The sequence below is a fragment of the Pseudomonas koreensis genome (assembly GCF_025447595.1).
In the GTDB taxonomy this organism is placed as follows: Bacteria; Pseudomonadota; Gammaproteobacteria; order Pseudomonadales; family Pseudomonadaceae; genus Aquipseudomonas; species Aquipseudomonas koreensis_H.
This window is the reverse complement of sequence record NZ_JAOEJU010000014.1, coordinates 22,222-47,936: the sequence shown is the minus strand read 5'-3', so window position 1 is coordinate 47,936 and position 25,715 is coordinate 22,222. Positions and strand designations below refer to the sequence as shown.

At 60.3% G+C, this 25,715-nt stretch carries 29 protein-coding genes and 1 pseudogene; 19 read left to right on the top strand and 11 right to left on the bottom strand.

Annotated features, from left to right (window positions below):
- Window positions 1-58 precede the first annotated feature (58 nt).
- Window positions 59-436: a hypothetical protein gene (locus tag N8H71_RS17535; RefSeq protein WP_007951149.1), complete on the bottom strand. Its 378-nt coding sequence runs from the start codon at window positions 434-436 to the stop codon at window positions 59-61.
- A gap of 197 nt (window positions 437-633) precedes the next feature.
- Here N8H71_RS17535 and N8H71_RS17530 point away from each other — a divergent pair, with 197 nt between their 5' ends.
- From N8H71_RS17530 to def, 3 genes are all read left to right on the top strand, one after another.
- On the top strand, window positions 634-825 hold the full coding sequence (locus N8H71_RS17530; protein ID WP_230733079.1) for a CsbD family protein: 192 nt from the start codon (window positions 634-636) through the stop codon (window positions 823-825).
- Window positions 826-1,002: 177 nt separating this feature from the next.
- A complete protein-coding gene (locus N8H71_RS17525) occupies window positions 1,003-1,953 on the top strand; it encodes a YihY/virulence factor BrkB family protein (protein WP_262194963.1) in 951 nt (316 codons plus the stop codon).
- A 2-nt stretch (window positions 1,954-1,955) separates the two neighbouring features.
- Window positions 1,956-2,495, top strand: coding sequence for a peptide deformylase (gene def, locus N8H71_RS17520; RefSeq protein ID WP_262194962.1), 540 nt, complete (start codon window positions 1,956-1,958; stop codon window positions 2,493-2,495).
- A 112-nt stretch (window positions 2,496-2,607) separates the two neighbouring features.
- On the opposite strand, the gene N8H71_RS17515 is transcribed toward def, so the two are convergent.
- A complete protein-coding gene (locus N8H71_RS17515) occupies window positions 2,608-3,024 on the bottom strand; it encodes a GNAT family N-acetyltransferase (protein ID WP_262194961.1) in 417 nt (138 codons plus the stop codon).
- A 337-nt stretch (window positions 3,025-3,361) separates the two neighbouring features.
- Here N8H71_RS17515 and N8H71_RS17510 point away from each other — a divergent pair, with 337 nt between their 5' ends.
- The 6 genes and pseudogenes from N8H71_RS17510 (at window position 3,362) to N8H71_RS28895 (ending at window position 8,690) form a co-directional block, all read left to right on the top strand.
- Window positions 3,362-4,303 (top strand): fatty acid desaturase, encoded by a 942-nt coding sequence (locus N8H71_RS17510; protein WP_262194960.1) that lies wholly within the window; start codon window positions 3,362-3,364, stop codon window positions 4,301-4,303.
- A 7-nt stretch (window positions 4,304-4,310) separates the two neighbouring features.
- Complete coding sequence (locus tag N8H71_RS17505; protein ID WP_262194959.1) at window positions 4,311-5,102, top strand: phosphate/phosphite/phosphonate ABC transporter substrate-binding protein; 792 nt, start codon at window positions 4,311-4,313, stop codon at window positions 5,100-5,102.
- A 127-nt stretch (window positions 5,103-5,229) separates the two neighbouring features.
- On the top strand, window positions 5,230-5,775 hold the full coding sequence (locus N8H71_RS17500) for a sigma-70 family RNA polymerase sigma factor (protein ID WP_262194958.1): 546 nt from the start codon (window positions 5,230-5,232) through the stop codon (window positions 5,773-5,775).
- Complete coding sequence (locus tag N8H71_RS17495) at window positions 5,772-6,785, top strand: ABC transporter substrate-binding protein (protein WP_262194957.1); 1,014 nt, start codon at window positions 5,772-5,774, stop codon at window positions 6,783-6,785. Before N8H71_RS17500 ends, N8H71_RS17495 begins: the two co-directional genes overlap by 4 nt.
- A gap of 585 nt (window positions 6,786-7,370) precedes the next feature.
- A pseudogene (locus N8H71_RS28900) lies at window positions 7,371-8,141 on the top strand (PAS domain-containing protein); the annotation flags it as partial.
- 9 nt (window positions 8,142-8,150) lie between these two features.
- A complete protein-coding gene (locus tag N8H71_RS28895; RefSeq protein ID WP_371320920.1) occupies window positions 8,151-8,690 on the top strand; it encodes a methyl-accepting chemotaxis protein in 540 nt (179 codons plus the stop codon).
- A 147-nt stretch (window positions 8,691-8,837) separates the two neighbouring features.
- Here N8H71_RS28895 and N8H71_RS17485 read toward each other — a convergent pair whose 3' ends face one another.
- The 3 genes from N8H71_RS17485 to N8H71_RS17475 all read right to left on the bottom strand — a co-directional run bounded on the left by N8H71_RS17485 (window position 8,838) and on the right by N8H71_RS17475 (window position 11,546).
- Window positions 8,838-9,404, bottom strand: a complete 567-nt coding sequence (locus N8H71_RS17485; protein WP_262194955.1) for a hypothetical protein — start codon at window positions 9,402-9,404, stop codon at window positions 8,838-8,840.
- Between the two features lie 154 nt (window positions 9,405-9,558).
- Window positions 9,559-10,980 carry an MFS transporter gene (locus N8H71_RS17480; RefSeq protein ID WP_262194954.1) on the bottom strand — a complete coding sequence of 474 codons (1,422 nt, stop codon included), beginning with the start codon at window positions 10,978-10,980 and terminating at the stop codon, window positions 9,559-9,561.
- A 125-nt stretch (window positions 10,981-11,105) separates the two neighbouring features.
- Entirely contained in the window at window positions 11,106-11,546 is a 441-nt protein-coding gene (locus N8H71_RS17475) for a PACE efflux transporter (protein WP_262194953.1), read from the bottom strand.
- A 121-nt stretch (window positions 11,547-11,667) separates the two neighbouring features.
- Between N8H71_RS17475 and N8H71_RS17470 the strand changes: the two genes are divergently transcribed.
- A complete protein-coding gene (locus tag N8H71_RS17470; protein ID WP_262194952.1) occupies window positions 11,668-12,540 on the top strand; it encodes a LysR family transcriptional regulator in 873 nt (290 codons plus the stop codon).
- A 123-nt stretch (window positions 12,541-12,663) separates the two neighbouring features.
- Here the strand turns inward: N8H71_RS17470 and N8H71_RS17465 are convergent, their stop codons facing one another.
- Window positions 12,664-13,695 (bottom strand): LacI family DNA-binding transcriptional regulator, encoded by a 1,032-nt coding sequence (locus N8H71_RS17465; protein WP_108563054.1) that lies wholly within the window; start codon window positions 13,693-13,695, stop codon window positions 12,664-12,666.
- A 216-nt stretch (window positions 13,696-13,911) separates the two neighbouring features.
- Between N8H71_RS17465 and N8H71_RS17460 the strand changes: the two genes are divergently transcribed.
- Together N8H71_RS17460 and N8H71_RS17455 are read left to right on the top strand one after the other, a co-directional pair.
- Entirely contained in the window at window positions 13,912-14,445 is a 534-nt protein-coding gene (locus N8H71_RS17460) for a gluconokinase (protein WP_262194951.1), read from the top strand.
- 83 nt (window positions 14,446-14,528) lie between these two features.
- Complete coding sequence (locus N8H71_RS17455; protein ID WP_085745164.1) at window positions 14,529-15,881, top strand: GntP family permease; 1,353 nt, start codon at window positions 14,529-14,531, stop codon at window positions 15,879-15,881.
- A gap of 191 nt (window positions 15,882-16,072) precedes the next feature.
- On the opposite strand, the gene alaC is transcribed toward N8H71_RS17455, so the two are convergent.
- A complete protein-coding gene (gene alaC, locus N8H71_RS17450) occupies window positions 16,073-17,290 on the bottom strand; it encodes an alanine transaminase (protein WP_262194950.1) in 1,218 nt (405 codons plus the stop codon).
- 140 nt (window positions 17,291-17,430) lie between these two features.
- Between alaC and N8H71_RS17445 the strand changes: the two genes are divergently transcribed.
- From N8H71_RS17445 to N8H71_RS17435, 3 genes are all read left to right on the top strand, one after another.
- Window positions 17,431-18,093: a LysE family translocator gene (locus N8H71_RS17445; protein WP_262194949.1), complete on the top strand. Its 663-nt coding sequence runs from the start codon at window positions 17,431-17,433 to the stop codon at window positions 18,091-18,093.
- 68 nt (window positions 18,094-18,161) lie between these two features.
- A complete protein-coding gene (locus N8H71_RS17440) occupies window positions 18,162-18,656 on the top strand; it encodes a GyrI-like domain-containing protein (RefSeq protein ID WP_262194948.1) in 495 nt (164 codons plus the stop codon).
- 317 nt (window positions 18,657-18,973) lie between these two features.
- On the top strand, window positions 18,974-19,462 hold the full coding sequence (locus tag N8H71_RS17435) for a GNAT family N-acetyltransferase (RefSeq protein WP_262194946.1): 489 nt from the start codon (window positions 18,974-18,976) through the stop codon (window positions 19,460-19,462).
- A gap of 135 nt (window positions 19,463-19,597) precedes the next feature.
- Here the strand turns inward: N8H71_RS17435 and N8H71_RS17430 are convergent, their stop codons facing one another.
- Together N8H71_RS17430 and N8H71_RS17425 are read right to left on the bottom strand one after the other, a co-directional pair.
- Window positions 19,598-20,203: a pyridoxamine 5'-phosphate oxidase family protein gene (locus N8H71_RS17430; protein ID WP_262194945.1), complete on the bottom strand. Its 606-nt coding sequence runs from the start codon at window positions 20,201-20,203 to the stop codon at window positions 19,598-19,600.
- A gap of 17 nt (window positions 20,204-20,220) precedes the next feature.
- Window positions 20,221-20,706, bottom strand: a complete 486-nt coding sequence (locus tag N8H71_RS17425) for a GNAT family N-acetyltransferase (RefSeq protein ID WP_262194944.1) — start codon at window positions 20,704-20,706, stop codon at window positions 20,221-20,223.
- Window positions 20,707-20,849: 143 nt separating this feature from the next.
- Between N8H71_RS17425 and N8H71_RS17420 the strand changes: the two genes are divergently transcribed.
- The 3 genes from N8H71_RS17420 to N8H71_RS17410 are packed head-to-tail and all read left to right on the top strand — an operon-like array spanning window position 20,850 to window position 22,882.
- Window positions 20,850-21,275, top strand: a complete 426-nt coding sequence (locus N8H71_RS17420; RefSeq protein WP_085606525.1) for a YybH family protein — start codon at window positions 20,850-20,852, stop codon at window positions 21,273-21,275.
- Between the two features lie 40 nt (window positions 21,276-21,315).
- Window positions 21,316-21,660 (top strand): YciI family protein, encoded by a 345-nt coding sequence (locus N8H71_RS17415; protein ID WP_007951101.1) that lies wholly within the window; start codon window positions 21,316-21,318, stop codon window positions 21,658-21,660.
- Entirely contained in the window at window positions 21,653-22,882 is a 1,230-nt protein-coding gene (locus N8H71_RS17410; protein WP_262194943.1) for an RNA polymerase sigma factor, read from the top strand. Before N8H71_RS17415 ends, N8H71_RS17410 begins: the two co-directional genes overlap by 8 nt.
- A 122-nt stretch (window positions 22,883-23,004) precedes the next feature.
- Here the strand turns inward: N8H71_RS17410 and N8H71_RS17405 are convergent, their stop codons facing one another.
- Complete coding sequence (locus N8H71_RS17405) at window positions 23,005-23,730, bottom strand: SDR family oxidoreductase (RefSeq protein ID WP_011335572.1); 726 nt, start codon at window positions 23,728-23,730, stop codon at window positions 23,005-23,007.
- Between the two features lie 111 nt (window positions 23,731-23,841).
- Between N8H71_RS17405 and N8H71_RS17400 the strand changes: the two genes are divergently transcribed.
- The gene (locus tag N8H71_RS17400; protein ID WP_262194941.1) at window positions 23,842-24,678 is read left to right on the top strand and encodes a LysR family transcriptional regulator; all 837 of its coding nucleotides are present in this window, start codon (window positions 23,842-23,844) and stop codon (window positions 24,676-24,678) included.
- 120 nt (window positions 24,679-24,798) lie between these two features.
- Here N8H71_RS17400 and N8H71_RS17395 read toward each other — a convergent pair whose 3' ends face one another.
- Entirely contained in the window at window positions 24,799-25,653 is an 855-nt protein-coding gene (locus tag N8H71_RS17395; protein WP_262194940.1) for a LysR family transcriptional regulator, read from the bottom strand.
- Window positions 25,654-25,715: the final 62 nt, after the last annotated feature.

Genomic DNA, 25,715 nt, shown 5'->3' with positions numbered 1-25,715 from the left:
GCGCTTTGATCGTTCCCACGCAGCGTGGGAACGATCAGCGTCGGTCAGCGTAGAAGGTTTACTGGCGGAACGGCGCGAAGTTCACATTGGTGCCCGCCGGGCGCATGTCCTGCAGATACGAGTCCTTGTCGGCGCTCAGTTCCAAGCTCAGGGCTGCTTTGCGCTTGCCTTCGTTGCGGATCACCAGGCCTTCGAGTTTTTCGCGCAGGAACACGGTCGGCACTTTCAGGTGCAGCAGTTCGTCGGTGGCCGGGGTGTGCATCAACAGGTGAATCCACTCGTACTGACCGATCGCCAGGCGCGACACCGGCAAGTCGAACCACCAGATGTTGCGGTTGCGGTTCAGTTCGGCGAAGTGGCAGTTGTTGGTGCCGAGCACGGCACCGCCCAGTTCCTGGTTGCGACGGGCGATGGCCTGCTTTTTATCGAGTTTCATAACATTCCTGCGGGATCGGATCTGTGGCGCATGGCGCCCTTATGGTGGGCATTCTCGGGGGTACGCTCGCAAACATAAAGCCCAACCTGCACGCCGCGACGAAATGAAGCCCCGAAAATAAATGAAACTTGGCGCAAACCGGGCCAGTCAATCATTACGTACTGACTTTCCCCGTTAATGTTCCAAGGAGAATCACCATGGGTAGCACGAGCGATAAAGTGAAAGGCATGGCCAATGAAGCGGTCGGCAACGTCAAGCAAGGTGTCGGCAAGGCCACCGACAACCAGAAGCTGCAAGCCGAAGGCAAACTGCAGGAAAAGAAAGGTGAGGCCCAGCAGGCGGTGGGCAAAGCCAAGGATGCGATCAAGAAAGGCGTCGACAAGGCTTGATCGAGCCTTGAACGAAACAGCGAACCGGCCATCCAAGGATGGCCGTTTCTGTATCCTGTTCACATCAAGTCACGGATCCCAGTGTTTCAAAGTCGCCAGGTAAGCTACTTTGATGAGAGAAAAACGGCCCCTGAGTCGCCACGACTTCAACCTGTTTTGCGGCGAAAGGAGACGCGAATGATTTTCCCCGACATGAAAGGTCTGCCCCTGCACCGGGTCATCGTGCGCACCGTCACCGAGTTCATGGAAGACGAGATGTCGACCTATGCCTCGGCACTGGCCTACCAGATGCTGTTCTCGCTGTTCCCGTTCATCCTGTTCCTGATTGCCCTGATCGGCTTCCTGCACCTGCCGGACTTCTTCTCCTGGCTGCGCCTGCAATCTGAGCTGGTCCTGCCGCCCCAGGCGCTGGAGCAGGTCAACCCGGTGATCGATCAACTGCAGCAATCCAAGGGCGGCCTGCTTTCGGTGGGTATCGTCATTGCCTTGTACACCGCGTCCGCCGGCGTGCGCCTGATGATGAGCGCGATGAACGCCGCCTATGACGTGGTTGAGGGGCGGCCCATCTGGAAGCGCTTCCCGCTATCGATTTTCTATACCGTCGGCATCGCCGGCATGTTGCTGGCCGCCGCCGCACTGATGGTGCTGGGGCCGCAGGTGATGGGCTGGATCGCTGGCCAGGTCGGGCTGGAGGACTTCATTGTTACGGTGTGGACGATCGCCCGCTGGCCGGTGATCGTGATCCTGATGATGGTTGCCGTGGCTGTGATCTACTACGTGATGCCAGACGTGAAACAGGAGTTTCGCTTCATCACGCCGGGCTCGGTGCTGGCGGTGGTGGTGTGGATCATCGCGTCTCTGGGCTTCGCGTTCTACGTCAAGACATTCGCCAACTACAACGCCATGTATGGCAGCATCGGTGCGATCATCGTGCTGTTGCTGTATTTCTACATTTCCGCCGCCGTGTTGTTGCTCGGTGCGGAGATGAATGCGGTGATCGAACACATGTCCAGCGAGGGCAAGGATCCGGGCGAGAAAGTCCCCGGCGAACTCGATGAACATCCCAAACAACACGTTTCCGGCCTCGGGCGCGATCACTCGCTCAAACCGGACACTGACGAAGCCTGATCATGATCCGTGAAATCCTGAAGATGGGCGATGAACGCCTGCTGCGCATCGCCCCGCCAGTACCCGACGAAATGCTCGACAGCCCGGAACTGTGGCAACTGATCGACGACATGTTCCAGACCATGGAAAGCGTCGGCGGTGTTGGCCTGGCCGCGCCGCAGATCGGTGTCGACCTGCAACTGGTGATCTTCGGTTTCGAGCACAGCGAGCGTTACCCGGACGCCGAAGCCGTGCCGCAGACGATCCTGATCAATCCGTTGATCACGCCGCTCAGTCCGCTGATGGAAGAGGGTTTTGAAGGTTGCCTGTCGGTGCCCGGCCTGCGTGGCGCGGTGGATCGTTACCAGCAGATCCGTTACGAAGGCGTCGACCCCAAGGGCGAGCCGATTGTGCGCATGGCCTCGGGGTTCCATGCACGGGTGGTGCAGCATGAATGCGATCACCTGATCGGGCGCCTGTACCCGTCGCGCATTACCGATTTCAGCAAGTTCGGTTTCACCGAAGTGATGTTTCCGGACCTCGATCCCAACACTGACGACTGAACCTGTGGGAGCGAGCTTGCTCCGGGCGGCGTTCCGACGATAGCGGAATGTCAGTCAATTTATTCGCAGCTGATGGACCGCATTCGCGAGCAAGCTCGCTCCCACAGGGGGATCACCGGCTTTCAAAAAGCTCCATGGCAATCATCGGCTTGCTCCGCGCATAACGGCTCAAGCGCTCGGCCATGGCCTGGGGCAGGGTGGGGTTGAAAGTGAAGCCGCGTCGTTCGTAGAAACCACGCAAGTCCGGATGGCAGAACAGCCACACCGGCGCCTCGACGCCCTTCACCGCTTCGGCGATCAACTGCGCGGCAATGCCTTGCTCGCGGCAGGCCGGATCGACAAACAACCCGGTCAACCAATGCCCGCCAGACACCGGCCGCAGACACAGCGCCGCCACGATTTCCTCCCGCCGTGCCACCCACAATTGCGCCTCGCGCACCGCTTTCATCGACGATTGATGCTGGCGGTAGAACTTGTTCATCAAGGGCCAGGACAGGTCGTCGAGCTGGCTGTAACGGATGTCGGTCATGAATCGGACTGCCGGTGAAAAAGTCGCGGATTATAAAACAACGTGCCCGCCGGGATAGGTGTATACCTGATCTCACATTCCCTCTGAGTGGAGTACGCATCATGTCCAAAGGTATGGATGCGAAGAAAGCTGCGAAGAAGAAACCGGCCAAGACCGCCATCGAGAAGCGTCACGAGAAAAGGGCGAAAAAAGTCGACATCTTTGGCCATTGATCACGCCGTTCAGGAGCCCGGATCCGGGCTCCTGTCTTGTCCTTGAAAACAGCCTGCAAAAATAAACTGCAAGAATCTCCGTTGTCGTTGCACAGAAGGAATGGACTCCTTTTCCGAGCAACGCCATGGCCCATTACTTTGACGATCAGCATCGTCAGCAAATCGAAACTCTGCGCCAGCGCTTCACCGCCCGCACCGAGTGGCCGACCTGGCTGCTGCTGATCGGCGTGTACGGCGGCTGGTTCGCGATTGTGCTGGGCAGCGAATGGCTCGGTATCTGGTGGAGCACGCTGCTGCTGATTCCGTTGCTGGTGCTGTGGCTGTCGGTGCAGCACGAACTGCTTCACGGCCATCCGACCCGCTGGACCTTCGTCAACAAATTCCTCGGTTATGCACCGTTCGCCGTGTGGTATCCCTACACGCTCTATCGCGACAGCCATTTGCAGCACCATCGCGATGAAGACCTTACGATTCCCGGTGTCGATCCCGAGAGCCGTTACCTGAGCGCCGAACGCTGGCAGGGCAGTTCGCTGTTTGAGCGCAGCCTGCACTGGCTGAACAAAACCGTATTGGGCCGATTCGTTCTTGGCGCACCGCTGGCGTTGCTGGCGCTGGCCGGCGAAGAACTGCAACGCCTGAAAAACGGCGAGCGCCAGGCCTGGCTGATGTGGCTGACCCACGGCGCGCTGACCGTGCTGATGCTGTTTTTCATCGCCCGCTACAGCGTGTTACCGATCTGGCATTACCTGTTTCTGATCAGCGTCCCGTCGCTGTCGATCGCGATGGTTCGCTCCTACTATGAACACCGGCCGCACACGCAACCGGAGCAGCGCACGGTGCTCAACGAAGCCGGATGGCCGTGGCGCTGGCTGTTCCTGAACCTGAATTTCCATCTGGTGCACCACGATTTGCCGAAGCTTTCGTGGTACGACTTGCCCGAGGCCTACCGCATGCGCCGGGAGCAATGGGTGGCGCGCAGCGGCGGATTTCTGGTGCAAGGTTATGGACAATTGTGGCGCCGGCACGGCATCAAGCCGATCGACAGCCCGCAGCATCCGTTTATTTGAGGCCAGCATGACGTCAGGTTACGCAGAGCTGTTGATGTACATCGCACCCGAGCCGATTCGCGCGGCGAATGAGCAGTGGCTGGCGCGGATCCTCGAACACCTCGGCCGTTCGCGGCTCGATGCCGACGGCTTGTCGTTGCTTGAACTCTGGCGCTCACCTGAGTTGTTGCTGACCCAGACTTGCGGCTATCCACTGATGACCGCTCTACGCGGGCAGGTCAGGATTGTCGGCCGTCCGCGCTACGAATTGCCGGACGCCAGCGCCGGCAATCATTGCAGCCTGATCCTCGCCCGCACCGATGATCGGCGTCGCAATCTGGCGGAGTTCTTCGACAGTCGCGGGGTGATCAACAGCGAAGACTCCAACAGCGGCATGAACCTGTTGCGTCAGCGTCTGGCGCCGTTGCACCGGGACGGCCGGTTTTTCGCTTCGGTCGGCATCAGTGGCGGTCATCGCGAAAGCCTGCGCTGGTTGCGTGAAGACCTTGCCGATCTGGCGGCCATCGACAGCGTGACCTTTGCGTATCTGGCGCAGTACGCCACCGCAGAGGTCAGCGGATTGAGGGTGGTGGCGCGCAGTGCGTTCAGCCCGACCTTACCCTTCATCACTGCGGCCAGCACGACGGACCAGCAGATCGAACACCTGCGCCGGGCCATGAACCGCAGCCTTCAAGACTTGCCCGAGGTGGCCCGCATCCTCGGCTTGTCCGAAGTGCTGCCCGCCAGCGAAAGCGATTACCTCGTTCTGCTGGATTACCAGCGCGAGGCCGAGGAACTGGGTTATGTCCGCTTGCGCTAGCGACTTCTTGTAATTCACTAATGGAATATAAAAATTCTTTTTAAGTATTTTTAACGCATAAGGCACCTTGCTAGGATCGCGCCACCGGACGACCGGACATTCAGCGACCCTTTACCAAGGAGCCCCCATGTCCGGCGCCGACTCATCCCATTGCAATCATGTGAACACGTTGTTTCGCGACCATTACCAGTGGTTGTGCACACGTCTGCGTCGGCAATCGAATGATGCGGCCACCGCCGAAGACATTGCCGCCGAAACCTTCGCGCAACTGCTCGAAGCGCCGGGGCTGACCGCCATTCGCGAACCCCGCGCGTTGCTCACCACCATCGCCCAACGCCTGCTGTATGAGCGCTGGCGGCGGGGCGATCTGGAGCGTCGGCATCTGCATCAATTGCAACAGGGCGACCTCGATCACGCGCCGTCTCCCGAAGAACTCGCCGACCTGTCGCAGAGCCTCAAGCAACTGGACCGGACGCTCCAGCGCCTGCCGGGCAAGGTGCGCTCGACCTTTCTGCTGGCCCGCATCGACGGCCTGACCTACCCGCAAATCGCTGCCGAACTGGGCATCTCCCAGCGTTCGGTGAGCATGTACATGACCCGCTCCCAGGCCCTTTGCAACCGCCACAGCGCCAACCAAACCCTGATTTCCTCCCAGAACAAGAGGTCCGCATGAGATCGATCAAAACCCTGCTCGGCAGTTCGCTGCTGGCCCTGACCCTGACTGCCGGGCATGTTGTCGCCTCGGAAACAAAAGCGCCGATCCACTTCGGCGACATCACCTGGGAAAGCGGCAGTTTCATCACCGAAGTGCTGCGTCTGATCGTCGAAAAAGGCTACGGCTACCCGACCGATACGCTGCCGGGCAGCACCGTCAGCCTCGAAGCGGCGCTGGCGAAAAACGATATTCAAGTGATCGGCGAAGAGTGGGCCGGGCGCAGTCCGGCGTGGGTCAAGGCTGCCGCCGAGGGCAAGGTGTTCGGCCTCGGCGACACCGTGAAGGGCGCCACCGAAGGCTGGTGGGTGCCGGAATACGTGATCAAGGGCGACCCGGAGCGCGGGATCAAACCGCTGGCGCCGGAGCTTAAATCTGTGGCCGACCTGCCGCGCTACAAGGACGTGTTCAAGGACCCGGAAGACCCGAGCCGTGGGCGTTTCCTCAACAGCCCGACCGGCTGGACTTCGGAAATCGTCAACAGCCAGAAGCTCAAGGCCTATGCGCTGAACGACAGCTTCGTCAACTTCCGCACCGGCTCCGGCGCGGCGCTGGATGCCGAGGTGGCGTCGTCGATCAAGCGCGGCAAACCGGTGCTGTTCTACTACTGGTCGCCGACGCCGCTGCTCGGTCGCTTCAAACTGGTGAAGCTGGAAGAGCCGCCGTTCGATGCCGAAGCCTGGAAAACCCTGGCCGATGCCAACAATCCCAATCCGAAAGGCACGCGCTCGATGCCGGCGAGCCTGGCGATTGGTGTGTCGGCGCCGTTCAAGGCGCAGTACCCGGAGTTGGTGACGTTCTTTGAGAAAGTCGATTTGCCGATTGATCTGCTGAACCAGACCCTGGCCGGGATGAGCGAGAAGCGCCAGCAACCACGTCAGGTGGCCGAAGCGTTTCTGCGCGATCAACCGCAAGTGTGGAGTCCCTGGGTGCCGGGAGAGGTGGCGAACAAGGTGAGCGGCAGTCTGTAATTATTCCTGATATTCCTGTAGCGGCTGTTACTCCGTCTTCGCGAGCAGGCTCGCTCCCACAGGTGTTGCGCCACTTTGAATATTGCGCAGGACCCTGTGGGAGCGAGCCTGCTCGCGAAAGCGATAGATCAAACAAGCCGAATTCGCTGAACCGTTTCTCGTCCGCTTCCTGTCCGAATTCCCTCAGTGCTGGCCGACTAGTGGCCTTGCGCAAGGCCTTGTGCTGTCTATGCTCATTCATAACTAACTATGTCGAACGCGACCCAATGCGCTTCGACCGCTAGCGGTTACCGATTTCAAAGCTGCCAGAGTGCGCAATTCAAGGCACCGACACTTGACCGACAAGGAGCTGTTTTTAAATGGAAGTTCTTCTACACGTTAGGAATGGCCCGCCTGCGGGCTATCAAGAGAAGGATGTCTTGATTAGAGCGTTGCTGCACGGACTCTCCGATTGACCATCGTTTATCACCTGACAACTTCCTCCCCTGGAGGAATGCGTGTGCCTGTTCCATGGAACGTAGTGGTGGATTCTGAAAGACCTGAACTTTCATCAAATCAAAGAACCGCGCGGAAGGTGATAGAAACATGTTCAACCTACATCACAAGGCTGACCTGCAGGAAATCGAGCGCTTCAGTTGTGCATTGACTGAAGCCAATGCGAAGTTGGCGGCGATCAGCCGTTCGATGGCGATGATCGAGTTCACCCCTGACGGCATCGTTCTGGATGCCAATGACAATTTCTGCAAGACCATGGGCTACAGCGCCGAAGAAGTGCGTGGCAAACATCACCGGATCTTTTGTGAAGAAGCGTTCTACCGCAGCGAGGAATACGCCAGGTTGTGGCGTGACCTGGCCCGTGGTGAACCGCTCAGCGGGACATTCCTGCGCTTGAACAAGCGCGGTCAGGAGATCTGGCTCGAAGCCAGTTACATGCCGGTGTATGGCCCGGACAAACAAGTCCGGAGCGTGATCAAAGTGGCTTCGGATATCACGGCGAGGGTGAACAAGGAGCACGAAGAGGAAAGCATGCTGGCCGCGATCGGTCGCTCGATGGCAGTGATCGAATTCACTCCGGAAGGCAATGTGATCAGCGCCAACGAAAACTTCCTTAACACCATGCAGTACTCGCTCAACGAAATCGTCGGCCATCACCACAGTCTGTTCTGTCACCGGGTCGAAGCCGAGTCCGCGCAGTACAAGGCGTTCTGGGCTTCGCTCAATCGCGGCGAATATCACTCGCACCGGTTCGAGCGCAAGAACAAGTCCGGGCAGACGGTTTATCTGGAAGCCTCGTACAACCCGCTGTTCGACGCCAAGGGCCGGTTGTACAAAGTGGTGAAGTTTGCCAGCGATATCACTCACCAGATGACCACCTTGCAGACTGCTGCGGAATCGGCCCACAGCACTTCGGTACAAAACGACGCCTGTGCGCAAAAAGGCTCACAGGTCGTGCAGCAAACGGTGCAGATCATTCAGGACATTTCCCGCGACCTCAACGAAGCGGCGCTGAGCATCGATGCGGTCAGCAAGCAGTCGGACATCATCGGCACCATCGTCCAGACCATTCGCGGGATCGCCGACCAGACCAACCTGCTGGCGCTCAACGCGGCCATCGAAGCGGCGCGGGCGGGTGAGCACGGACGCGGTTTTGCGGTGGTGGCGGACGAAGTGCGTAGCCTCGCGGCGCGGACCAGTCAGGCGACCCTGGAAATTGTCGATGTGGTGCGCAAGAACCATGAGCTGTCATTGAGTGCAGTGTCGAGCATGCAGTCGAGCCTGAGCCGCACCGGGCTCGGGGTGGAACTGGCGAACGAGGCGGGGGACGCGATCCGCGAGATTCAGCAGGGCTCGCGGCATGTGGTGGATGCGATCAGCCAGTTCAACGAGACGTTGCAGTTGAACTGACTTTACGCAACATCCGAAAACTTGTGGGAGCGGGCTTGCCCGCGATGGCGTCAGCACATTCAACATTAGTGTTGATTGGACCACCGCTATCGCGGGCAAGCCCGCTCCCACAGGTGTCAGTGTTTAATCCGATACAAGCGGCAGCAGTCAGAGTGCGGCGAGGAACTTGTCTGCCGACTCGTCGCTGATCTTCGCCGAGTTGGCGTCTTGTTTGTTCTGCTTCTCGGCTTCGGCCAGCTTCATCTTGTCCTGCAGGCGCTCGGCGATTTCTTTGCCGATGGCCAGTTGTTTCTCCGGCGGCATGGCTTTGATGTCGTCCTCGGTCAGGCCCATCTCTTTCAGGATACTGTCGCGCAGACGCTGTTCCGGCGTTTTGCTCATGTAGTCCTTGAACTCGTCCAGGGCCGATGAACCTGAGGATTTGGTCGGCGAAGTGTCGGAGGTTTGCAGGGCGACACGGGTCTTGGCAAAGGCTTCGTCGACGTTGTCGCTGATGCGCGTGGCTTCGCTGACTTGCTGAGTGGCGAGCTGGGTGGCCGACTCTTGCGCCTTGGCGGTGGCTTCAGCGGTTTGCGCCTGGGTCTGGGCTTGCAGGGTTTGCAGCATTGCGCCATGCAACCCGCCTTGCAGGCCGGCAGCGGCGGTGGTGGTTGCATCATCATTCAGGTGCTTGGGCAGATGGATGATTTGCTGTTGTTTTGCACTGACCAACATGATGGGTAAACCTGTAGGTAATGACTGTCAGCCCTACGGCAGCAAATATCGTGCCTTTCTAAGATGTCGTTTGATTTCAGTGACTTGAGTTCAAGCATAACCAGATGAAGCGGTCATCCCTTGCCGGAGGGCGGCAGAGGATGACCGTTGCCTGTCAACGATGGGCAATGTTTTCCAGCGCCAGGTTACGTGTGCGGGGGCCGAAGTAGCCGATGGTCAGCATCACGATCAACATGCTGGCGACGATGAACGCCAATACACCCGGTGTGCCGAAATGATCGAGGAACAAACCGATCAACAGGCTGCTGAACACCGTCGACAATCGACTGAACGAATAGCAGAACCCTACCGCCCGGGCGCGGATATTGGTGGGGAACAGTTCGCTCTGATAGGAGTGATAGCTGAAGCTCAGCCAGGCGTTACAGAAGGTGATCATCACACCGCAGAAGATGAGGCCGAAGGCGCTGGTCTGCAACGCGAACAAGGTGCCGAAGGTCATGGCGCCGAGAGCCGAGCCGACGATCTGCCACTTGTTCTCGAAACGGTTGGCGAATTTCACGAACAGCAGCGGCCCGAGCGGGTAGGCGAGGGTGATGATGAACGCGTACATCAGGCTGTGAGTGACACTCACGCCCTGACCGGAAAGCAGCGCCGGCAACCAGTTGCCGAAGCCGAAGAAACCGATGGCCTGGAAGATGTGGAAGACGATCAGCATCAGTGCGCGGCGGCGGTAGGGCGGTTGCCAGATGTCGGCGAAACGGCCCTTGCCTTCGACGTCGACAGCCACGGCTTCCGGCGCGTCCAGTGGCTGGCGGTGATCTTTCTCGCAGCGCGCCTCGATGTTATCGAGAATCCGGTTCGCCTCATCGAAACGGCCGTGCTGCGCCAACCAGCGAGGCGACTCCGGCAGACGTTTGCGCAGCCACCAGATGAACAGCGCAAACACCGCACTCGCCAGCACCACCCAACGCCAGCCGGACACCCCGAACGGCGCCTGCGGCACCAGCCACCAGGACATCAGTGCCACCGCCGGCACCGACAAAAACTGCACAAAAAACGCGAAAGCGAACGCCGAACTGCGCATGCGTTTGGGCACCAGTTCCGAGAGGTAGGCGTCGATGGTCACCAGCTCGATGCCGAGGCCGATGCCCACCAGGAAACGCATGCAGATGATCCCCAGCGCCGAACTCTGCACGCCCATTAGCACCGTGGCCACGGTGTACCAGACCAGCGCGAAAGTGAAGATCGCGCGCCGTCCAAACCGATCCGCCATCGGGCTCAGCAGGCTCGCGCCGAGAAACAGACCGAGGAACGTCGCCGAGGCGAACGCGGCCTGATCGGAGAAACCGAACACGCCCTGATTGCCGGTGGCGAAGATGCCGTCGCGGATCAGCCCGGGGCTGATATAGGCGGTCTGGAACAGGTCGTAGAGTTCGAAGAAACCACCGATCGACAGCAGCGCCACCAGCCGCCAGATCGTGGCGACTGCCGGGAGGCGGTCGATGCGGGCGGAAATCTCGGCGGCGCGTATCGGGTCGATGCCGTCGCGTTGCGCGGCGGGGGTGTGTGCAGTCATGGGCTGATCCATTTTTTATTGATGGAAAAGCTTAGCCTGCTATCGGAAATCAAGGATTGTTTATATCGGCGGTTGGCACGGGAAAACCGCCGATTTCTTGCAATATCTGCTTACCTATTAACGATTTATGTCGCGGGCTGTGGATCCGGTAATGCCGAGGCCGGAAGGCCGAACACCTTATCGAACAGCCAGTTGAACGCGAAGGTGTAGCAAGGGATGAACACGATCAGTGCCAGATCCAGCAGAAAGGCCTGCACCAGACTGATGTTCATCCACCAGGCGATCAGCGGAATCAGAAACACGATCAGTGTCAGCTGAAAGCCGACGGCGTGGGCGATGCGCCGTTTCACCGTGCGGGTGCGTGACACCTGGCGGCTTTCCCAGCGCTCGAACAGCGAGGTGTAGATGAAATTCCAGGTCACAGCGATGGTGGTGATGATCACCGCCAGCGGGCCGGTGCTGCCGGGCGACGTGCCGGACAACAGGGTCAGGCCGAGGGCCGAGAAGGTCATGCCGATCACTTCATAGAGCGACACATAGACCAGTTTGCGTTTGACGCCTTGCATGGGGAATTGCCTCTTTCTTGCGACTTGTCGCCAGTGGGGCTGGCGAAGGCGACGAAAGATAGCTTCAATGGAGGTGACAGAAAAAGTCAGTAGCTTTCAGTTTTATTGATAGGTGTGCGAAGTGAATTTCAACAGTGAAAGCATCGAGCTGTTTCTCACCGTGATCGAGCGCGGCTCTTTTTCCGCCGCGGCCAGGGCATTGGGCAAAGTCCCGTCGGCGGTGAGCATGGCCATCGGCAATCTGGAGGCGGAACTCGGATATGCGTTGTTCGACCGCAGTCATCGCGAACCCCAGCCCACGGCGATGGCATTGTCGCTGGTGCCCCATGCGCGGCTGATCGCCGATCAGCTCAAGCAATTGCAGGTGCACGCGGTGCAGTTGTCGCTGGGGCTGGAGAGCAAGTTGTCGATCGGCGTGGCGGCGGATATCGATCGCCGACGGTTACTGGCGGCGATCAAGGACCTCAGCGAGCGCCATCCGCTGCTCGACATCGAAGTGCTGACCGCGCCGCAGGATGATGTGCTGGCGATGCTCCACAGCGGCCGGGTCAGCGTGTGCCTGGCGTTCGCCGGGTTGAGCGTGAGCGTGCTGGAGCGGTTTCAGTTTGTCGGCAGTGAACGGATGATCGCCACGCTGGCGGCGGACAGTCCGTTGTTGCAGGGGCAGGATCTGTTTCTCGAGGATCTGGTGCATGTGCGGCAGATCGTCGTCGGCAGTCGCGACTTGCCGATCAGCGAAACCCGGCCGCTGGTGGCCGAGTCCCACTGGCGCACCGACAATTTGGAGACAGCGCTGGAAATGGTCGAGGCAGGGTTGGGCTGGGGCAATTTTCCGCTGTCGGTGGTGCAGCCGTGGCTCGCTAGCGGACGATTGAAACGACTGAATTTCCGCAACATCGAAAACGGTCTGGTGCTGCCGGTGCACGCGGTGTGGCTCAAGAGCCAGCCGCTACAGAAGGGCGCGCTGGCATTGGTTGAAATACTCGGCCGTTGAGCCCGCACCAAGACCCTGTGGGAGCGAGCCTGCTCGCGATTACGGTGTGTCTGTGACAATTGAGCAGCCTGACACGACGCCATCGCGAGCAGGCTCGCTCCCACAGGTTATTGGCGTGCGGGGTCAGGTGCTCTCGCGAATCTTCAGCTCGAACCCCATGTCCTCCACCGGCCGCGCCACGCTGTTGCCGGCCATTAGCGTCAGCATCTGCTCCGCCGCACGCTTGCCGATCGCTTCGCGAGGCGTGTTGATGCTGCTCAGGCGCGGCACCATATGCTCCGACATCGGCAGGTCGTTGAAGCCGAGGATCGCCACTTGCTCGGGGATCCTGATCCCGTTGCGCAGCGCTTCGAGCAGGGCGCCCTGAGCCAGATCGTCGTTGCCGAAGAAGATCGCATCGACATCCGGATGCGCCGCCAGCAGTTGCAGGAACAACTCGCCGCCCAGGCCCACGGACGATGCGCGCGGGGTCAGCACTTCCAGATCCGGGTCGTAGCGACCGGCCTTTTGCAGCGCCTTGCGAAAGCCCTCACCGCGCAGCAGGGTGCGCTGATCGAGCTGCGCACCGATGTACGCCAGACGCTTGCGACCACGGGACAGTAAATGTTCGGCAGCCGTTTCGCCGGCGCTGAGCTGGGAGAAACCGACGCAGTTCACCCCGGCGGCGCTGTCCAGTTCCATCATGTATACGCAGGGAATGTTGCTGGCCTCGATCATCCTTCGCGAACTTTCGGTGCGGTCGAAGCCGGTCAGCAACAAGCCGCGTGGCTGATAGGCCATGTAGTTGCGCAGCAGGTTTTCTTCTTCATCGCGGGAATAGTGGAAGTTGCCGATCAGCACTTCGAAGCCTTTGGGCGTCAGTACCCGATGAATGGCTTCCAGGGTGTCGATAAATAAAAGGTTGGACAGCGACGGCACCAGAACCACCACCGAATGGCTCTGGGCCGAGGCCAGGGCGCGGGCGGCGGGGTTGACCACGTAGTTGAGTTCCAGCGCGGCTTTCTGGACTTTTTCCACCAATTCAGTGGCAACCGTGCTGACCCCTCGCAGGGCGCGGGAGGCGGTAATCGGGCTGACGCCGGCCAGACGGGCGACTTCATTAAGGGTGGGACGGCCGGTGGTGCGGGTGTTTTTATCGTTTTTAGGGGTGGTCATCGGGCGGCTTGCCAAACAAAAATCAAGGCACTAAGGTAGCGCTGTCCTTATGCAGCTGCAAATGCGTAAGCGAGGTCCTGCCTGATCCTCGCTTTTTGGCGTCGGGAACAAACCTGCTGCAACCCAAAAAAACGACAAGAAGGCGTCGGCAACTTCTGCCTGTGCACTAGAGTCATAGCTAGCAAAGGTAGCGCTGTCTGCGCGCTGAGGTGTTACATGAATCATCCCATCACCGCCCTGGTCATCATGGGCGTTGCCGGTTGCGGCAAGACGTGCGTCAGCGAGGCCCTGTGCCAATTGAGCGGCGCCACTGCCATTGAAGGCGATACTTTCCATCCGGCCGCGAACATCGAAAAGATGAGCGCGGGGATCCCCCTGAACGACGAAGACCGTGCCGGCTGGCTCGACAGCCTGTGCGATGAACTGCGTCGCGTCGATGCCCTGGGCGAACGCCCGGTGCTGACCTGCTCGGCCCTCAAGCACATTTATCGCGAACGTCTGCGCAGCGCCTTGCCGGGCCTGGGCTTCGTGTTCCTCGAATTGACGCCGCAAGTGGCCGCCGAACGTGTGTCCCACCGTCCGGGTCACTTCATGCCGGCCACCTTGATCGAAAGCCAGTTCGCCACCCTCGAATCGCCCAAGGGCGAGCCGTTGACCCTGGCCCTGAATGCTTCGATCCACAGCGTTGAAGAACTGGCCTCGCAAGCCCACGTCTGGTGGCAGGCCCATGGCCTGAAACAGGCGGTATGAGCGTGATTGCGAAGATAGCGCTGTCCTTACGGCTTCTGATTAACCCGCTTTAATAACAACAACAAACCAGGAGACACCCCCTCATGTTTGGCATGTCCCATGACGCCTACCTGCTGCTAGATGCAGTGGTCACGGTGATCGGACTCATCGTCCTGATCACCAAATTCAAGATTCACCCCTTCATTGCCCTGACCATCGCTGCCGCGTTCCTCGGCCTGACGTCCGGCATGCCGATCGGCACCATCATCAAGGCGTTCCAGGACGGCTTCGGTGGCGTGCTCGGTTTCGTCGGCATCATCCTGGCGCTGGGCACGATGCTCGGCAAGATGATGGCCGAATCCGGCGGTGCCGATCAGATCGCCCAGACCCTGATTCGTGCGTTCGGCAAGGACAAGGTGCAGTGGGCGATGATGTTCGCCGCGTTCCTGGTGGGCATTCCGCTGTTCTTCGAAATCGGCTTCGTGTTGCTGATTCCGCTGGTGTTCATCGTTGCTCGCCGCACAGGCGTGTCGATCATCAAGATCGGTATCCCGCTGCTCGCCGGCCTGTCCGCCGTGCACGGCCTGGTGCCACCGCACCCGGGCCCGCTGCTGGCCATCGGCGTGTTTGGTGCCGACATCGGCAAGACCATTCTGTACGGTCTGATCGTCGCGCTGCCGACCGCCATCATCGCCGGCCCGATCTTCGGTACGTTCATCGCCAAGCACATTCCCGGTACACCGAATCAGGAACTGGTTGATCAACTGGCCCGTGAGTCGGACTCGCAGGATCTGCCAAGCTTCGGCATCACCCTGGTCACCGTGCTGCTACCGGTGTTCCTGATGCTGCTGAAAACCTTTGCTGACGTGGCGCTGCCGGACGGTCATTTCTTCCGCACCTGGATGGACATGATCGGTCACCCGATCTCGGCACTGCTGCTGGCATTGCTGCTGTCGCTGTACACCTTCGGCTACAAGCAGGGCATCGGTTCTCAGCAGATGCTCAAGTGGCTGGACGCGAGCCTGGCGCCGACTGCCGCGATCATCCTGATCATCGGTGCCGGCGGTGGCTTCAAGCAGATGCTGGTGACCAGTGGTGTGGGTGACGTGATCGGCCACATGGCGGTCAGCGCGCAGATCTCGCCGATCCTGCTGGCGTGGCTGGTGGCGGCGGTGATCCGTATCGCGACCGGTTCGGCCACCGTGGCGACCATTACTGGCGCAGGCATTGTGGTACCGGTGGTCGGGATGATCCCGGGCGTGAACCGTGAGCTGCTGGTGCTGGCCACCGGTGCCGGTTCCCTGATCCTGTCCCACGTCAACGACGCCGGTTTCTGGCTGGTGAAGCAGTACTTCAACATGACCGTGGCCGAGACCTTCAAGACCTGGACCGCGATGGAAACCATCCTGTCGGTGGTGGGTTTGGGCTTTATTCTGTTGTTGTCGCTGTTCGTCTAAGGGGCTCTTCGTTTAAGAAGATGCAGGCACAAAAAAACCGCAGCGATGCGGTTTTTTTGTGGGCGATGACTTTTCACGGAATCCACAAATCTTTGTGGGAGCGAGCTTGCTCGCGATAGCGGTGGTCCAGTCGACATCTTTGTTGCAGTGACGGCCTCATCGCGAGCAAGCTCGCTCCCACAGGTTTTGCGTCAACCGCTTGTTTTCGTGCCCAGGCCATCCGCCCGGAACATCCCGCGAATCCCGCGTACCGCCTGACGAATCCGGTCCTGGTTTTCGATCAATGCGAAGCGCACGTGATCGTCGCCGTACTCACCGAAGCCGACACCCGGCGAGACGCAGACCTTGGCCTCGGCCAGCAGCTTCTTGGCGAACTCCAGCGAGCCGAGGTGCGCGTAGGCGTCGGGAATCTTCGCCCAGACGTACATCGAGGCTTTCGGGTTCTCGACCATCCAGCCCAGTTCATGCAAGCCTTTGACCAGCACGTTGCGGCGCTGGCGATATTGCTCGGCGATGTCGCGCACGCATTGCTGATCGCCTTCCAGCGCAGCAATCGCGGCCACCTGCAGCGGGGTGAACGTGCCGTAATCGTGGTAGCTCTTGATCCGCGCCAGGGCGCTGACCAGTTCCGGGTTGCCGACCATGAAGCCGATGCGCCAGCCCGCCATGTTGTAGCTCTTGGACAGGGTGAAGAACTCCACCGCAATGTCCTTGGCGCCCGGCACCTGCATGATCGACGGGGCCTTCCAGCCGTCGTAGACGATGTCGGCGTAGGCCAGATCGTGCACCACCAGCACGTCGTACTGTTTGGCGAGGGCGATCACCCGCTCGAAGAAATCCAGCTCAACGCACTGCGCGGTGGGGTTGGACGGGAAGCCGAGGATCATCATCTTCGGTTTCGGGATCGAGCCGCGAATCGCCCGTTCCAGCTCGGCGAAGAAATCCACGCCCGGCACCAGCGGTACCGACCGTACCTGGGCGCCGGCAATCACGGCACCGTAGATGTGAATCGGGTAGCTCGGGTTCGGCACCAGCACGGTGTCCCCCTGGTCCAGGGTCGCCAGCATCAGGTGCGCCAGGCCTTCCTTGGAACCGATGGTGACGATGGCTTCGCTTTCCGGGTCGATCTCGACCTCGTAGCGTTCCTTGTACCAGTTGGAAATCGCCCGACGCAGGCGCGGAATGCCCTTGGACGTGGAGTAACCGTGAGTGTCTTCGCGCTGTGCAACCTGCACCAGTTTTTCAACGATGTGCGGCGGCGTGGCGCCGTCGGGGTTGCCCATGCTCAAGTCGATGATGTCTTCGCCACGACGTCGGGCGGCCATCTTCAGCTCGGCAGTGATGTTGAAAACGTAAGGGGGGAGTCGATCTATGCGCGCAAAGCGGCGCGGCGAACCTTGTTCAGCCATTGTTGCCTCGGATAACGTAAGCGCCCGGAACCGTCCGAGCGACGCTGGTCACTGCGGTGACCTGTGGCGGAAGATAAGGGCAGCGATGGCGGACTGTCCAGCCCCTGAGTACAAACAATTTTTCCCAAGGAAATCGGTAGATGGAATTCACCAGCGGCTTCTTGTTGAGCCTTTCGCTGTGCCTGGATATCGGCGTGGCCAACATCGCGATGATCACCCTGGCGATGCAGCGCGGCTATTTTCAGGGCTTCGCGCTGGGCCTCGGCACCTGCGTCGGCGACCTGATCTACGCGGTGCTGGCGCTGGCCGGGATGACCGTTCTGCTGCAATACGAAACCGTGCGCTGGGTGCTGTGGATCGGCGGTTCGGCGCTGTTGATCTACTTCGCGGCGAAGATGATCTATTCGGCGATCCACCACGAGGCGCAATTGGCGGCGACCGCCGAGGTCGGCCAGAACTCCCATCGCAAGGAATTCTTCCGTGGGATCTTTCTCGCCATGTCGTCGCCGAGCGCCATCCTCTGGTTCGCGGCAGTGGGCGGCACGTTGATCGCCCGTTCCGGTGGCGGCGGTCCTGTGAGCTCGGCGCTGTTCCTCGGCGGTTTCTTGTGCGCCGGGCTGTTGTGGTCGGCAGGCCTGTGTTTCGCCGCGAGCCATGGCGGCAAGTTACTGGGCGACAAACTGTTGCGCTATTCCTACATGGCATCTGCAGCGATCTTCTGCTATTTCGCGGTCTACGTGATTGTATCCGGCTATAACGAGTTCGTCGGTTCCGGTGCCGCCGAAGCCCTGCATACGCTGTAAATGTGCGAATCGGGTTTGGCTTCTATACTCCCAGCCGAACCCACTTTTTTCGTTCAAGGAGTCGAGTCATGGATGAGCAAAAACGCGTCGAAGTGGCTGAACCTCGCTTCGAACATGGACACTTCCTGCTGATTGCAGGATTTCGCGATCGTTTCACCCAAGAGACCGTTCAGGACATCCCTGCGCTGTGGGAAAAACTGATCCCGCACATCGGAAATATTCCGGGGCAGAAGGGCGAAGTGACCTACGGCGTTTGCAGCAATTTCGACGGCAACGGCGGCTTCGATTACATGGCCGGAGTCGAAATCCGCAAGCTGGATGACTTCCCGCAGGAAAAATATCCGTGGATCGAAATCCTGCCACGCCAGTACGCGGTGTTCGAACACAAGGGTTCGCTGGATCTTCTGCCGCAGACCATTGAGTACATCTACAAAACCTGGCTGCCGGCCTCCGAATACAAGGGCCTTAACGCCCCGGAGCTGGAACGCTACAGCGCCGATTTCAATCCGAAAACCAATACCGGAAAGCTGGAAATCTGCGTCCCGGTGGAAAAGAAAACCTGATCGGCAACCGGCAGCGCGAACCCGCTTCGCGCTGCCGGTCGAGCCTTACTTGCCCTTGATCCGTCGTGCCCGCAACAGGTCGATGCCCAGGGTAATGAAGCCGAAGAAGCTGATGCCCAACACCATCAACAAACCGATTTCCACGCTGCTCATAAACGGTTCCCTCCTCGGGTGATCAGAGACAGACGTCAGAAATAGACCGTCCCGAATCCGAAGAAAAGCGCTTATACGCAGGTTTTACGCCCCCTGCGCGGATCGATATGAACACCTTATTCCTTTATCCTTGGCGCTCTTGTTTCCACTGATTTCGAGCCGCCATGAACACCGTCATCCGCCACGTCACCGCCGCCGACCTGGACCGCTGCTATGCCATCGAAACCCTCGCTTACGAGGGTGACGAAGCCGCGACCCGCGAGAAGATCGCCACGCGCATTGCCACCTGGCCGGACGGTTTCATCGTCGCCGAGGTGGATGGGCAGGTGGCCGGCTTCATCAACTCCGGCGCGGCGTTTGATGTGCAGATGTCGGACGAGGCGTTCAAGGAACTGATCGGCCACGACCCGGCCGGGCCGAACGTGGTGATCATGTCGGTGGTGGTGCATCCGGACTATCAGGGCCAGGGTCTGGCCAAGTGCTTGCTGGGCGAATTCATCGTGCGCATGCGCGAGCAGGGCAAGGCGACGATTCACCTGATGTGCAAGGAACGGCACATCCCGCTGTACGCCGGATTCGGTTTTGCCTACATCAAACCGTCCGAGTCCGACCACGGCGGGATGGCGTGGCACGAGATGATTCTGACCCTCTGAAGAACACTGCAAATCCCCTGTGGGAGCGGGCTTGCCCGCGAAGGCGTCGTGTCAGTCGATATTTAGTTTGACTGACCCACCGCCTTCGCGAGCAAGCCCGCTCCCACAAGGGAGAATGGTGTTTGCAAGTTTTGGTCAGTACAGCGTGTCGAGCACCCGCGTCGGAGCCTCGCGATCATAGGCCTCGGCATCAAACTGCCCATCATTCAGACGCTTGTGAAACGCGCCCGCCGTCGGCAGCGCCGAGCGTGGCAGGTGGGTTTGCGGATTCCACGCATCCGAACGCACAAACGCTTTCGAGCAATGAAAAAACGCCGCCTCCACCGTCACCAGCAACACCGTGCGCGCTGGTTTGCCATTCACCGCGAAGCTTTCCAGCAACTCGGGATCAGCGCTGATGGTCGCGGTGCCGTTGACCCGCAACGTCTCTCCAATCCCCGGAATGATGAACAGCAGCGACACCCGCGGATCGTGCAGCACGTTGCGCAGGGTATCGATGCGGTTGTTGCCCGGACGATCCGGCAGGGCCAGGGTGCGCTCGTCGATGATCCGCACAAACCCCGGCGCATCGCCACGCGGCGAACCGTCGATGCCGTCGGCGCCGACCGAGCTGACAATCACCAGCGGCGAGACCCGGACCATCGCCTGATAGTCCTCGTTGAGAAAATCGATCTGCTTGCGCACCGCCCGCTCGTGGGGCCGTCCGTAAATGGCTTCCAGTGCTTCGATTGAATCGATCATCGTTGCTCCCTCGACGATTAGAAGAACAGCCCCATGCGCCGCTCGTAACCGATGCGACCCTTGTACGCTTCGCCGCTGTCGACGAAACCGTACTTGGCGTACAGCGCAATCGCGGCGTCGTTGTCGGCGTCCACCGACAGTTCCAGCCCTTTGATTTCCGGCCAGGCTTGACGCGCAACCTCCGGCAACGCCAGCAGGCAGGCCCTGCCGTAACCCTTGCCCTGTGCGCGGTGATCGACCTGCAACGCATGCAGAGTGGCGCTGTGTTGATCGGCCCATTCCGGCAACACCGGCGGGCGCTTGAGCAGCAGGAACGCTACCGGTACTTCCTCGGCCAGCAGCGCAAAACCCTTCACGCCGGGGCCGGGTTTCGACAGCAAGGTATGCAACGCACCGTGGATGTCGCCGGAGAACTTGATCTGCTCGGCGTGGATTTCAATGGCCTCGACCTGTTGGCGTTGGGTGGCGTTCAGGCTTTCGTAAGGCACGAGTCGGGCTGACACGGGAATTTCCTTTTTCCTACAAAGATGAGCCTCGGATTCTAGCGAGTTTGTCTTCTTCGGAAATTTTTTGTTTCGGTTGTCGATCCGGTAAATCGCCGAACGACTAAGGGTGTCTTCACAACAAAAAACCAGGGAGAAACCCCATGAGTACGCAAGCGCAGATTCAAAGCCTGATCGACACCTACCGCGAGGCGGTGATGACCAAGGACGTGGAAAAGGTCATGGCCCTGTACGCCGACGACATCGTTTCCTTCGATGCGATCAAGGCCCTGCAATTCAAGGGCAAACCGGCCTACCGCGCGCACTGGGTGGATTGCATGGAAATGTGCCCCGGCCCGCACATCTTCGAATTCCACGAAATCGCCATCGAGACCGCCGACAACATCGCGTTCGCCCACTGGGTCGCCAACTGCGGCGGCACCAATGAAAAGGGCGAAACCCAGAGTTGCTGGATGCGCGTCACCGCGTGCTACCGGCAGGTTGGCGGGGCGTGGAAGATCGCCCACGAACACTGGTCGGCACCGTTCGACCCGATGAGCGGCGCGACCCTGTTTGATGTGAAACCCTGATCTTCAGCCATAGTTGATCCGTCCGATTCAGGAGAACGCCATGAAGTATTTATGCCTGGTCTACAGCGATGAGCGCCTGCTGCATTCGTCGCCCGACAGCCCGGAAGATGCGGAATGCTGGGCCTACGCCGAGTCGATCCAGGGCAGCGGCCGGATGGTCGCCGCCGAGGCGCTGGAGTCGGTGCAGACCGCCACCACGGTGCGCATGCGCAACGGCAAGCTGTCGATCACCGACGGCCCGTTCGCCGAGACCAAGGAGCAACTGGCCGGTTTCTACCTGATCGACGCGCGGGACCTCAACGAAGCGATTCAGGTCGCCGGCAACATTCCGGCGGCCCGGGTCGGCAGCGTCGAAGTGCGTCCCGTGCGCCAGTTGAATGTCTGAGGTCAGGGCGCGGGTCGAGCAGGTCTATCGCGAAGACTCGCGGCGGATCCTCGCGACCCTGATCCGCCTGCTCGGCGATTTCGACCTCGCCGAAGAAGCCTTGCACGAGGCGTTCTTCGTCGCGGTCGAACGCTGGCAGCGCGACGGCGTGCCGGACAATCCGCGAACCTGGCTGGTATCCACCGGGCGCTTCAAGGCGATCGATGTGTTGCGCCGTCGCGCACGGTTCAAGGCCTCGCAGCCGTTATTGCTGGCGCAGCTGGAAGAACTGGAACAGTCCGAATGGGACGCTGAAGACGTGGAAGACGATCGCCTGCGCCTGATCTTCACCTGCTGCCACCCGGCGCTGGCGGCGGACGCGCAAGTGCCGCTGACCCTGCGTGAAGTCTGCGACCTCACCACCGAAGAAATCGCCCGCGCATTCCTCTCGGCCCCGGCGGCAATTGCCCAGCGCATTGTGCGCGCCAAGGCGAAGATTCGCGACGCGAAAATCCCTTATCAAGTCCCGAGCCTGAGCGAATTGCCCGAGCGCCTCGACAGTGTGTTGCGGGTGATTTATCTGGTGTTCAACGAGGGTTATTCGGCGTCCGGTGGCGCCCAGGTGACCCGCGAAGACCTGACCCGCGAGGCGATCCGTCTCGGGCGGTTGTTGCTGGAGTTGTTGCCGGATCCGGAGGTCATGGGGCTGCTGGCGTTGATGTTGTTGCATGAGTCGCGGCGGTCGGCGCGGTCCACGGCTGATGGAGAACTGATTCTGCTGGATGATCAGGATCGCGGATTGTGGAGTGCCGAGCTGATTGCCGAAGGCTGCGATCTGGTGGAAAAAGCGCTGACCACGGGACGTTTCGGGCCTTACTGCCTGCAGGCAGCGATTGCGGCGGTGCATGCCGAAGCGCCGACGGCAGGGGAGACGGACTGGGAGCAGATCGTCGGGCTGTATGACGTGTTGCTGCGGGCGGTGCCGTCGCCAGTGATCGAGTTGAACCGGGCGGTGGCGGTGGCCAAGCGTGATGGGGCGTTGGCGGGATTGACCTTGATCGAAGGGATTCTGCAGCGCGGGGAGTTGCAGGATTACCACTTGGCGCATTCGGCGCGGGCGGAGTTTTGTCGGCAATTGGGGCGGGTGGAAGAGGCGCGGACAGCGTATTCCCGGGCGCTGGAGTTGACGCGGCAGGAGCCGGAGCGGCGGTTTATCGAGGGGCGGCTTGAAGCACTGGACTGATCCGAAAGGATCGTTGGCAATATTGGCCTCTTCGCGGGCAAGCCCGCTCCCACAATTGGAATGCGATCAAATGTGGGAGCGGGCTTGCCCGCGAAGGGGCCATTAAGGTCTGTAACAATGGATCAGGCTTGCTGGCGCGTAGCAGCCATCACAATCTCCCGAATACAAACCCCCTGCGGCTGCCCATACGCATAGGCAATCGCCGTCGCCACATCCTCGGCACTCAGCACCGTCCCACCCATGTCCTGCTTCCACGCCTGATACCCGGTCTTGATCGCCTCATCCGTGGTATGGCTCAACAACTCGGTCTCCACCGCACCCGGTGCAATCGTGGTCACCCGCACGTTATGCGGCGACAACTCTTCACGCAGATTCTCGGACAACCCGTGCACCGCAAACTTGGTCCCGACATACGCCACATGGTTCGGGAACGTCTTGCGCCCGGCCACCGAGCTGACGTTGATGATCGTGCCGTGCTTGCGCTCGATCATCCCGGCGACCACCGCGTGCACGCCGTTGAGCAGGCCTTTCACGTTGACGTCGAGCATCTGGTCCCACTGCGCCGGGTCCTGTTTGCTCATCTCGCCCAGCAGCATCACCCCGGCGTTGTTGATCAGCGCATCGGCCGGGCCGAACTGCGCTTCCGCCTCGGCCACAGCGGCCAGCAAGGCGGCGCGGTCGGTGATGTCGACGCGGCGGCTGAGGGTGTTCGGCAGGGCCAGTGCTTCAAGGCGTTCGATGCGTCGAGCCAGCAACAGCAGAGGATGGCCGGCAGCGCTCAAGCGGCGGGCGGTGGCTTCGCCGATGCCCGAGCTGGCGCCGGTGATGATGATCAGTGGCTTGCTCATGGTTGAACTCCTGAGATAAGAAAAACAAATAACCAGATTCGTGACGCAGTATATTTAGCCTGCTGGAGGCTGAAAAATGCCTTATTCCTCTGTCTGCTATCGGAATCTCCTATGGATATCCGCCATCTCAAAGCCTTTCTCGCGGTGTTCGAGGAACGCAACATCACCGCTGCCGCGCAACGGCTGTTCATCAGTCAGCCCACGTTGTCGGTGACCATCAAACAGTTGGAAGAAGAACTCGGCGCGACGCTGTTCGTGCGACAGCCCCGTGGTGTGGAAGTCAGCGACGAAGCGCGCTTGCTGTACCCGCAGGCACGACGAATGGTGGCCGAATCCGAGGCGCTGAGCCGGATGTTTCGCGGCCGCGAAAACCGTGCACCGCTGACCCTCGGCATCGAAGGCGACATCGCCGCCAGCCACATCGAGGCCTTTGTGCGCATGGCTCATCAGGCGCTGCCCAATCTGCTGCTGACTCTGGAGGAAGGTTGTCATGGCGACGGTCGATTGGCGGTCGAGGAAATGTGCTGCGAGGACGAACTGTTCCTGCCGCTGTGGGAAGAGCCCTATGTGATGGCGCTGCCTCTCGATCATCCGATGGCCAACGCGCAGGCCGGCTGGGCGCCGATCGAGGACTGGATCACCTGCCCGCAGCATCCGTCTCATCAGCGGCTGATGGCGTTGTATGGACGCTCGCCGGAAGCGGTGGCGGGACATGCCGGTTCATTGCAACAGGCGTTGCACATGGTGGCCGCGGGTGTCGGTGTGGCGATGTTGCCGCAGTCGCTGGTCAGCGGGCATGAACGCATCGTCGTGCGAGCGCTGCACTTGCCGGCGCCGACCCGGCGGGTGGGATTGTGTTACGCGGCGCAGGCGCTGGAGTTGCCGACGATGCGCGGGTTGCACGAGTACTTCCAGCACAATCGGCCGCAGGAAGTCTCGGCGGCATGACTTGACAGAGTTGGAGCGATGGCGGGCAAGTCGGGCTTCTACAGTCTTCTGTGTCTGGCGCGAATTTTTGCTCCAGCAGAGATCCCTGTGGGAGCGAGCTTGCTCGCGATGGCGGCGCCGCTATTCCAGCATTTTGCTGAGCAACCAGCTCCCCGCCGGCCCCGGCGGGTACAGCCGCGACCACAGCGCATCGACGAACACCGGTTTCGGCCAGCCACGCACTTTCAGTTCAACCAGCAAGTCATTGCCGAAACGCTCCACCAGCCAGCGCGGCAACGGTGCCCAGCCGAAGCCTTTTTCGGCCATCTCCAGCAACATCAGATAACTCGGCGCCGACCACACCCGGCCTTTGCCGCGACTGTCATAGGGATTGACGATGGTGGCCAGGCGCAGCTCGCGATGCTGTTCAAGAACCGTTTGATCGATGGATTCCTGAGTCGCCAACGGATGATTGCGGCCGACGAACAGGGCGATTTCAGTGCGCTCGGCGACGGTCGCGGTCGCCAGGTCCGGCGGGTAGTTGTCCTGCATCTCGGCGAATGCCAGATGCGCCCGACCGCGCTGTACCAGTTCGACCAGGTCATCGCACTCGGCGATCAGGCATTCCAATTCCAGATCCGGATAGCGCTGCTCGAACCCCACCAGTGCCGCTTCGAAACGGTCGGACTGATAAGTGTCGGAAATCGCCACCGTGAGTTTCGGCTCGACGCCCTGGGCCAATTGTCGGGCGGTCATTTCCAGACGGCTGGTGGCGGACAGAATCGCTTCGGCCCGTTGCAGCATTACGTGGCCGGCCGGGGTCAGCGTCGGTTTGCGGCTGCTGCGGTCGAACAGGATCAAATCCAGATCGATCTCCAAACTGGCCACCGCCGCGCTCACCGTCGACTGACTGCGCCCGAGTTTGCGCGCTGCCGCTGAAAACGAGCCTTGAGTCGCCGCCTGGACAAACGCCAGCAACACTTCCTGAGAGGCCATGAACTATCGCCTTGATCGATGGTTATTGGTTATGAAGTATCGGTGCGGTGCTGGATCATGGC

Coding starts and splice junctions, on each gene's coding strand:
- N8H71_RS17495 (WP_262194957.1), top strand. CDS start 5,772: ATGAGATCGATCAAAACCCTGCTCGGCAGTTCGCTGCTGGCCCTGACC.
- N8H71_RS17500 (WP_262194958.1), top strand. CDS start 5,230: ATGTCCGGCGCCGACTCATCCCATTGCAATCATGTGAACACGTTGTTT.
- N8H71_RS17440 (WP_262194948.1), top strand. CDS start 18,162: ATGGATGAGCAAAAACGCGTCGAAGTGGCTGAACCTCGCTTCGAACAT.
- N8H71_RS17405 (WP_011335572.1), bottom strand. CDS start 23,730: ATGAGCAAGCCACTGATCATCATCACCGGCGCCAGCTCGGGCATCGGC.
- N8H71_RS28895 (WP_371320920.1), top strand. CDS start 8,151: ATGACCACCTTGCAGACTGCTGCGGAATCGGCCCACAGCACTTCGGTA.
- alaC (WP_262194950.1), bottom strand. CDS start 17,290: ATGGCTGAACAAGGTTCGCCGCGCCGCTTTGCGCGCATAGATCGACTC.
- N8H71_RS17430 (WP_262194945.1), bottom strand. CDS start 20,203: ATGATCGATTCAATCGAAGCACTGGAAGCCATTTACGGACGGCCCCAC.
- N8H71_RS17480 (WP_262194954.1), bottom strand. CDS start 10,980: ATGACTGCACACACCCCCGCCGCGCAACGCGACGGCATCGACCCGATA.
- N8H71_RS17415 (WP_007951101.1), top strand. CDS start 21,316: ATGAAGTATTTATGCCTGGTCTACAGCGATGAGCGCCTGCTGCATTCG.
- N8H71_RS17535 (WP_007951149.1), bottom strand. CDS start 436: ATGAAACTCGATAAAAAGCAGGCCATCGCCCGTCGCAACCAGGAACTG.
- N8H71_RS17465 (WP_108563054.1), bottom strand. CDS start 13,695: ATGACCACCCCTAAAAACGATAAAAACACCCGCACCACCGGCCGTCCC.
- N8H71_RS17420 (WP_085606525.1), top strand. CDS start 20,850: ATGAGTACGCAAGCGCAGATTCAAAGCCTGATCGACACCTACCGCGAG.
- N8H71_RS17530 (WP_230733079.1), top strand. CDS start 634: ATGGGTAGCACGAGCGATAAAGTGAAAGGCATGGCCAATGAAGCGGTC.
- N8H71_RS17485 (WP_262194955.1), bottom strand. CDS start 9,404: ATGTTGGTCAGTGCAAAACAACAGCAAATCATCCATCTGCCCAAGCAC.
- N8H71_RS17510 (WP_262194960.1), top strand. CDS start 3,362: ATGGCCCATTACTTTGACGATCAGCATCGTCAGCAAATCGAAACTCTG.
- N8H71_RS17515 (WP_262194961.1), bottom strand. CDS start 3,024: ATGACCGACATCCGTTACAGCCAGCTCGACGACCTGTCCTGGCCCTTG.
- N8H71_RS17395 (WP_262194940.1), bottom strand. CDS start 25,653: ATGGCCTCTCAGGAAGTGTTGCTGGCGTTTGTCCAGGCGGCGACTCAA.
- N8H71_RS17475 (WP_262194953.1), bottom strand. CDS start 11,546: ATGCAAGGCGTCAAACGCAAACTGGTCTATGTGTCGCTCTATGAAGTG.
- N8H71_RS17445 (WP_262194949.1), top strand. CDS start 17,431: ATGGAATTCACCAGCGGCTTCTTGTTGAGCCTTTCGCTGTGCCTGGAT.
- N8H71_RS17525 (WP_262194963.1), top strand. CDS start 1,003: ATGATTTTCCCCGACATGAAAGGTCTGCCCCTGCACCGGGTCATCGTG.
- N8H71_RS17505 (WP_262194959.1), top strand. CDS start 4,311: ATGACGTCAGGTTACGCAGAGCTGTTGATGTACATCGCACCCGAGCCG.
- N8H71_RS17460 (WP_262194951.1), top strand. CDS start 13,912: ATGAATCATCCCATCACCGCCCTGGTCATCATGGGCGTTGCCGGTTGC.
- def (WP_262194962.1), top strand. CDS start 1,956: ATGATCCGTGAAATCCTGAAGATGGGCGATGAACGCCTGCTGCGCATC.
- N8H71_RS17400 (WP_262194941.1), top strand. CDS start 23,842: ATGGATATCCGCCATCTCAAAGCCTTTCTCGCGGTGTTCGAGGAACGC.
- N8H71_RS17435 (WP_262194946.1), top strand. CDS start 18,974: ATGAACACCGTCATCCGCCACGTCACCGCCGCCGACCTGGACCGCTGC.
- N8H71_RS17455 (WP_085745164.1), top strand. CDS start 14,529: ATGTTTGGCATGTCCCATGACGCCTACCTGCTGCTAGATGCAGTGGTC.
- N8H71_RS17410 (WP_262194943.1), top strand. CDS start 21,653: ATGTCTGAGGTCAGGGCGCGGGTCGAGCAGGTCTATCGCGAAGACTCG.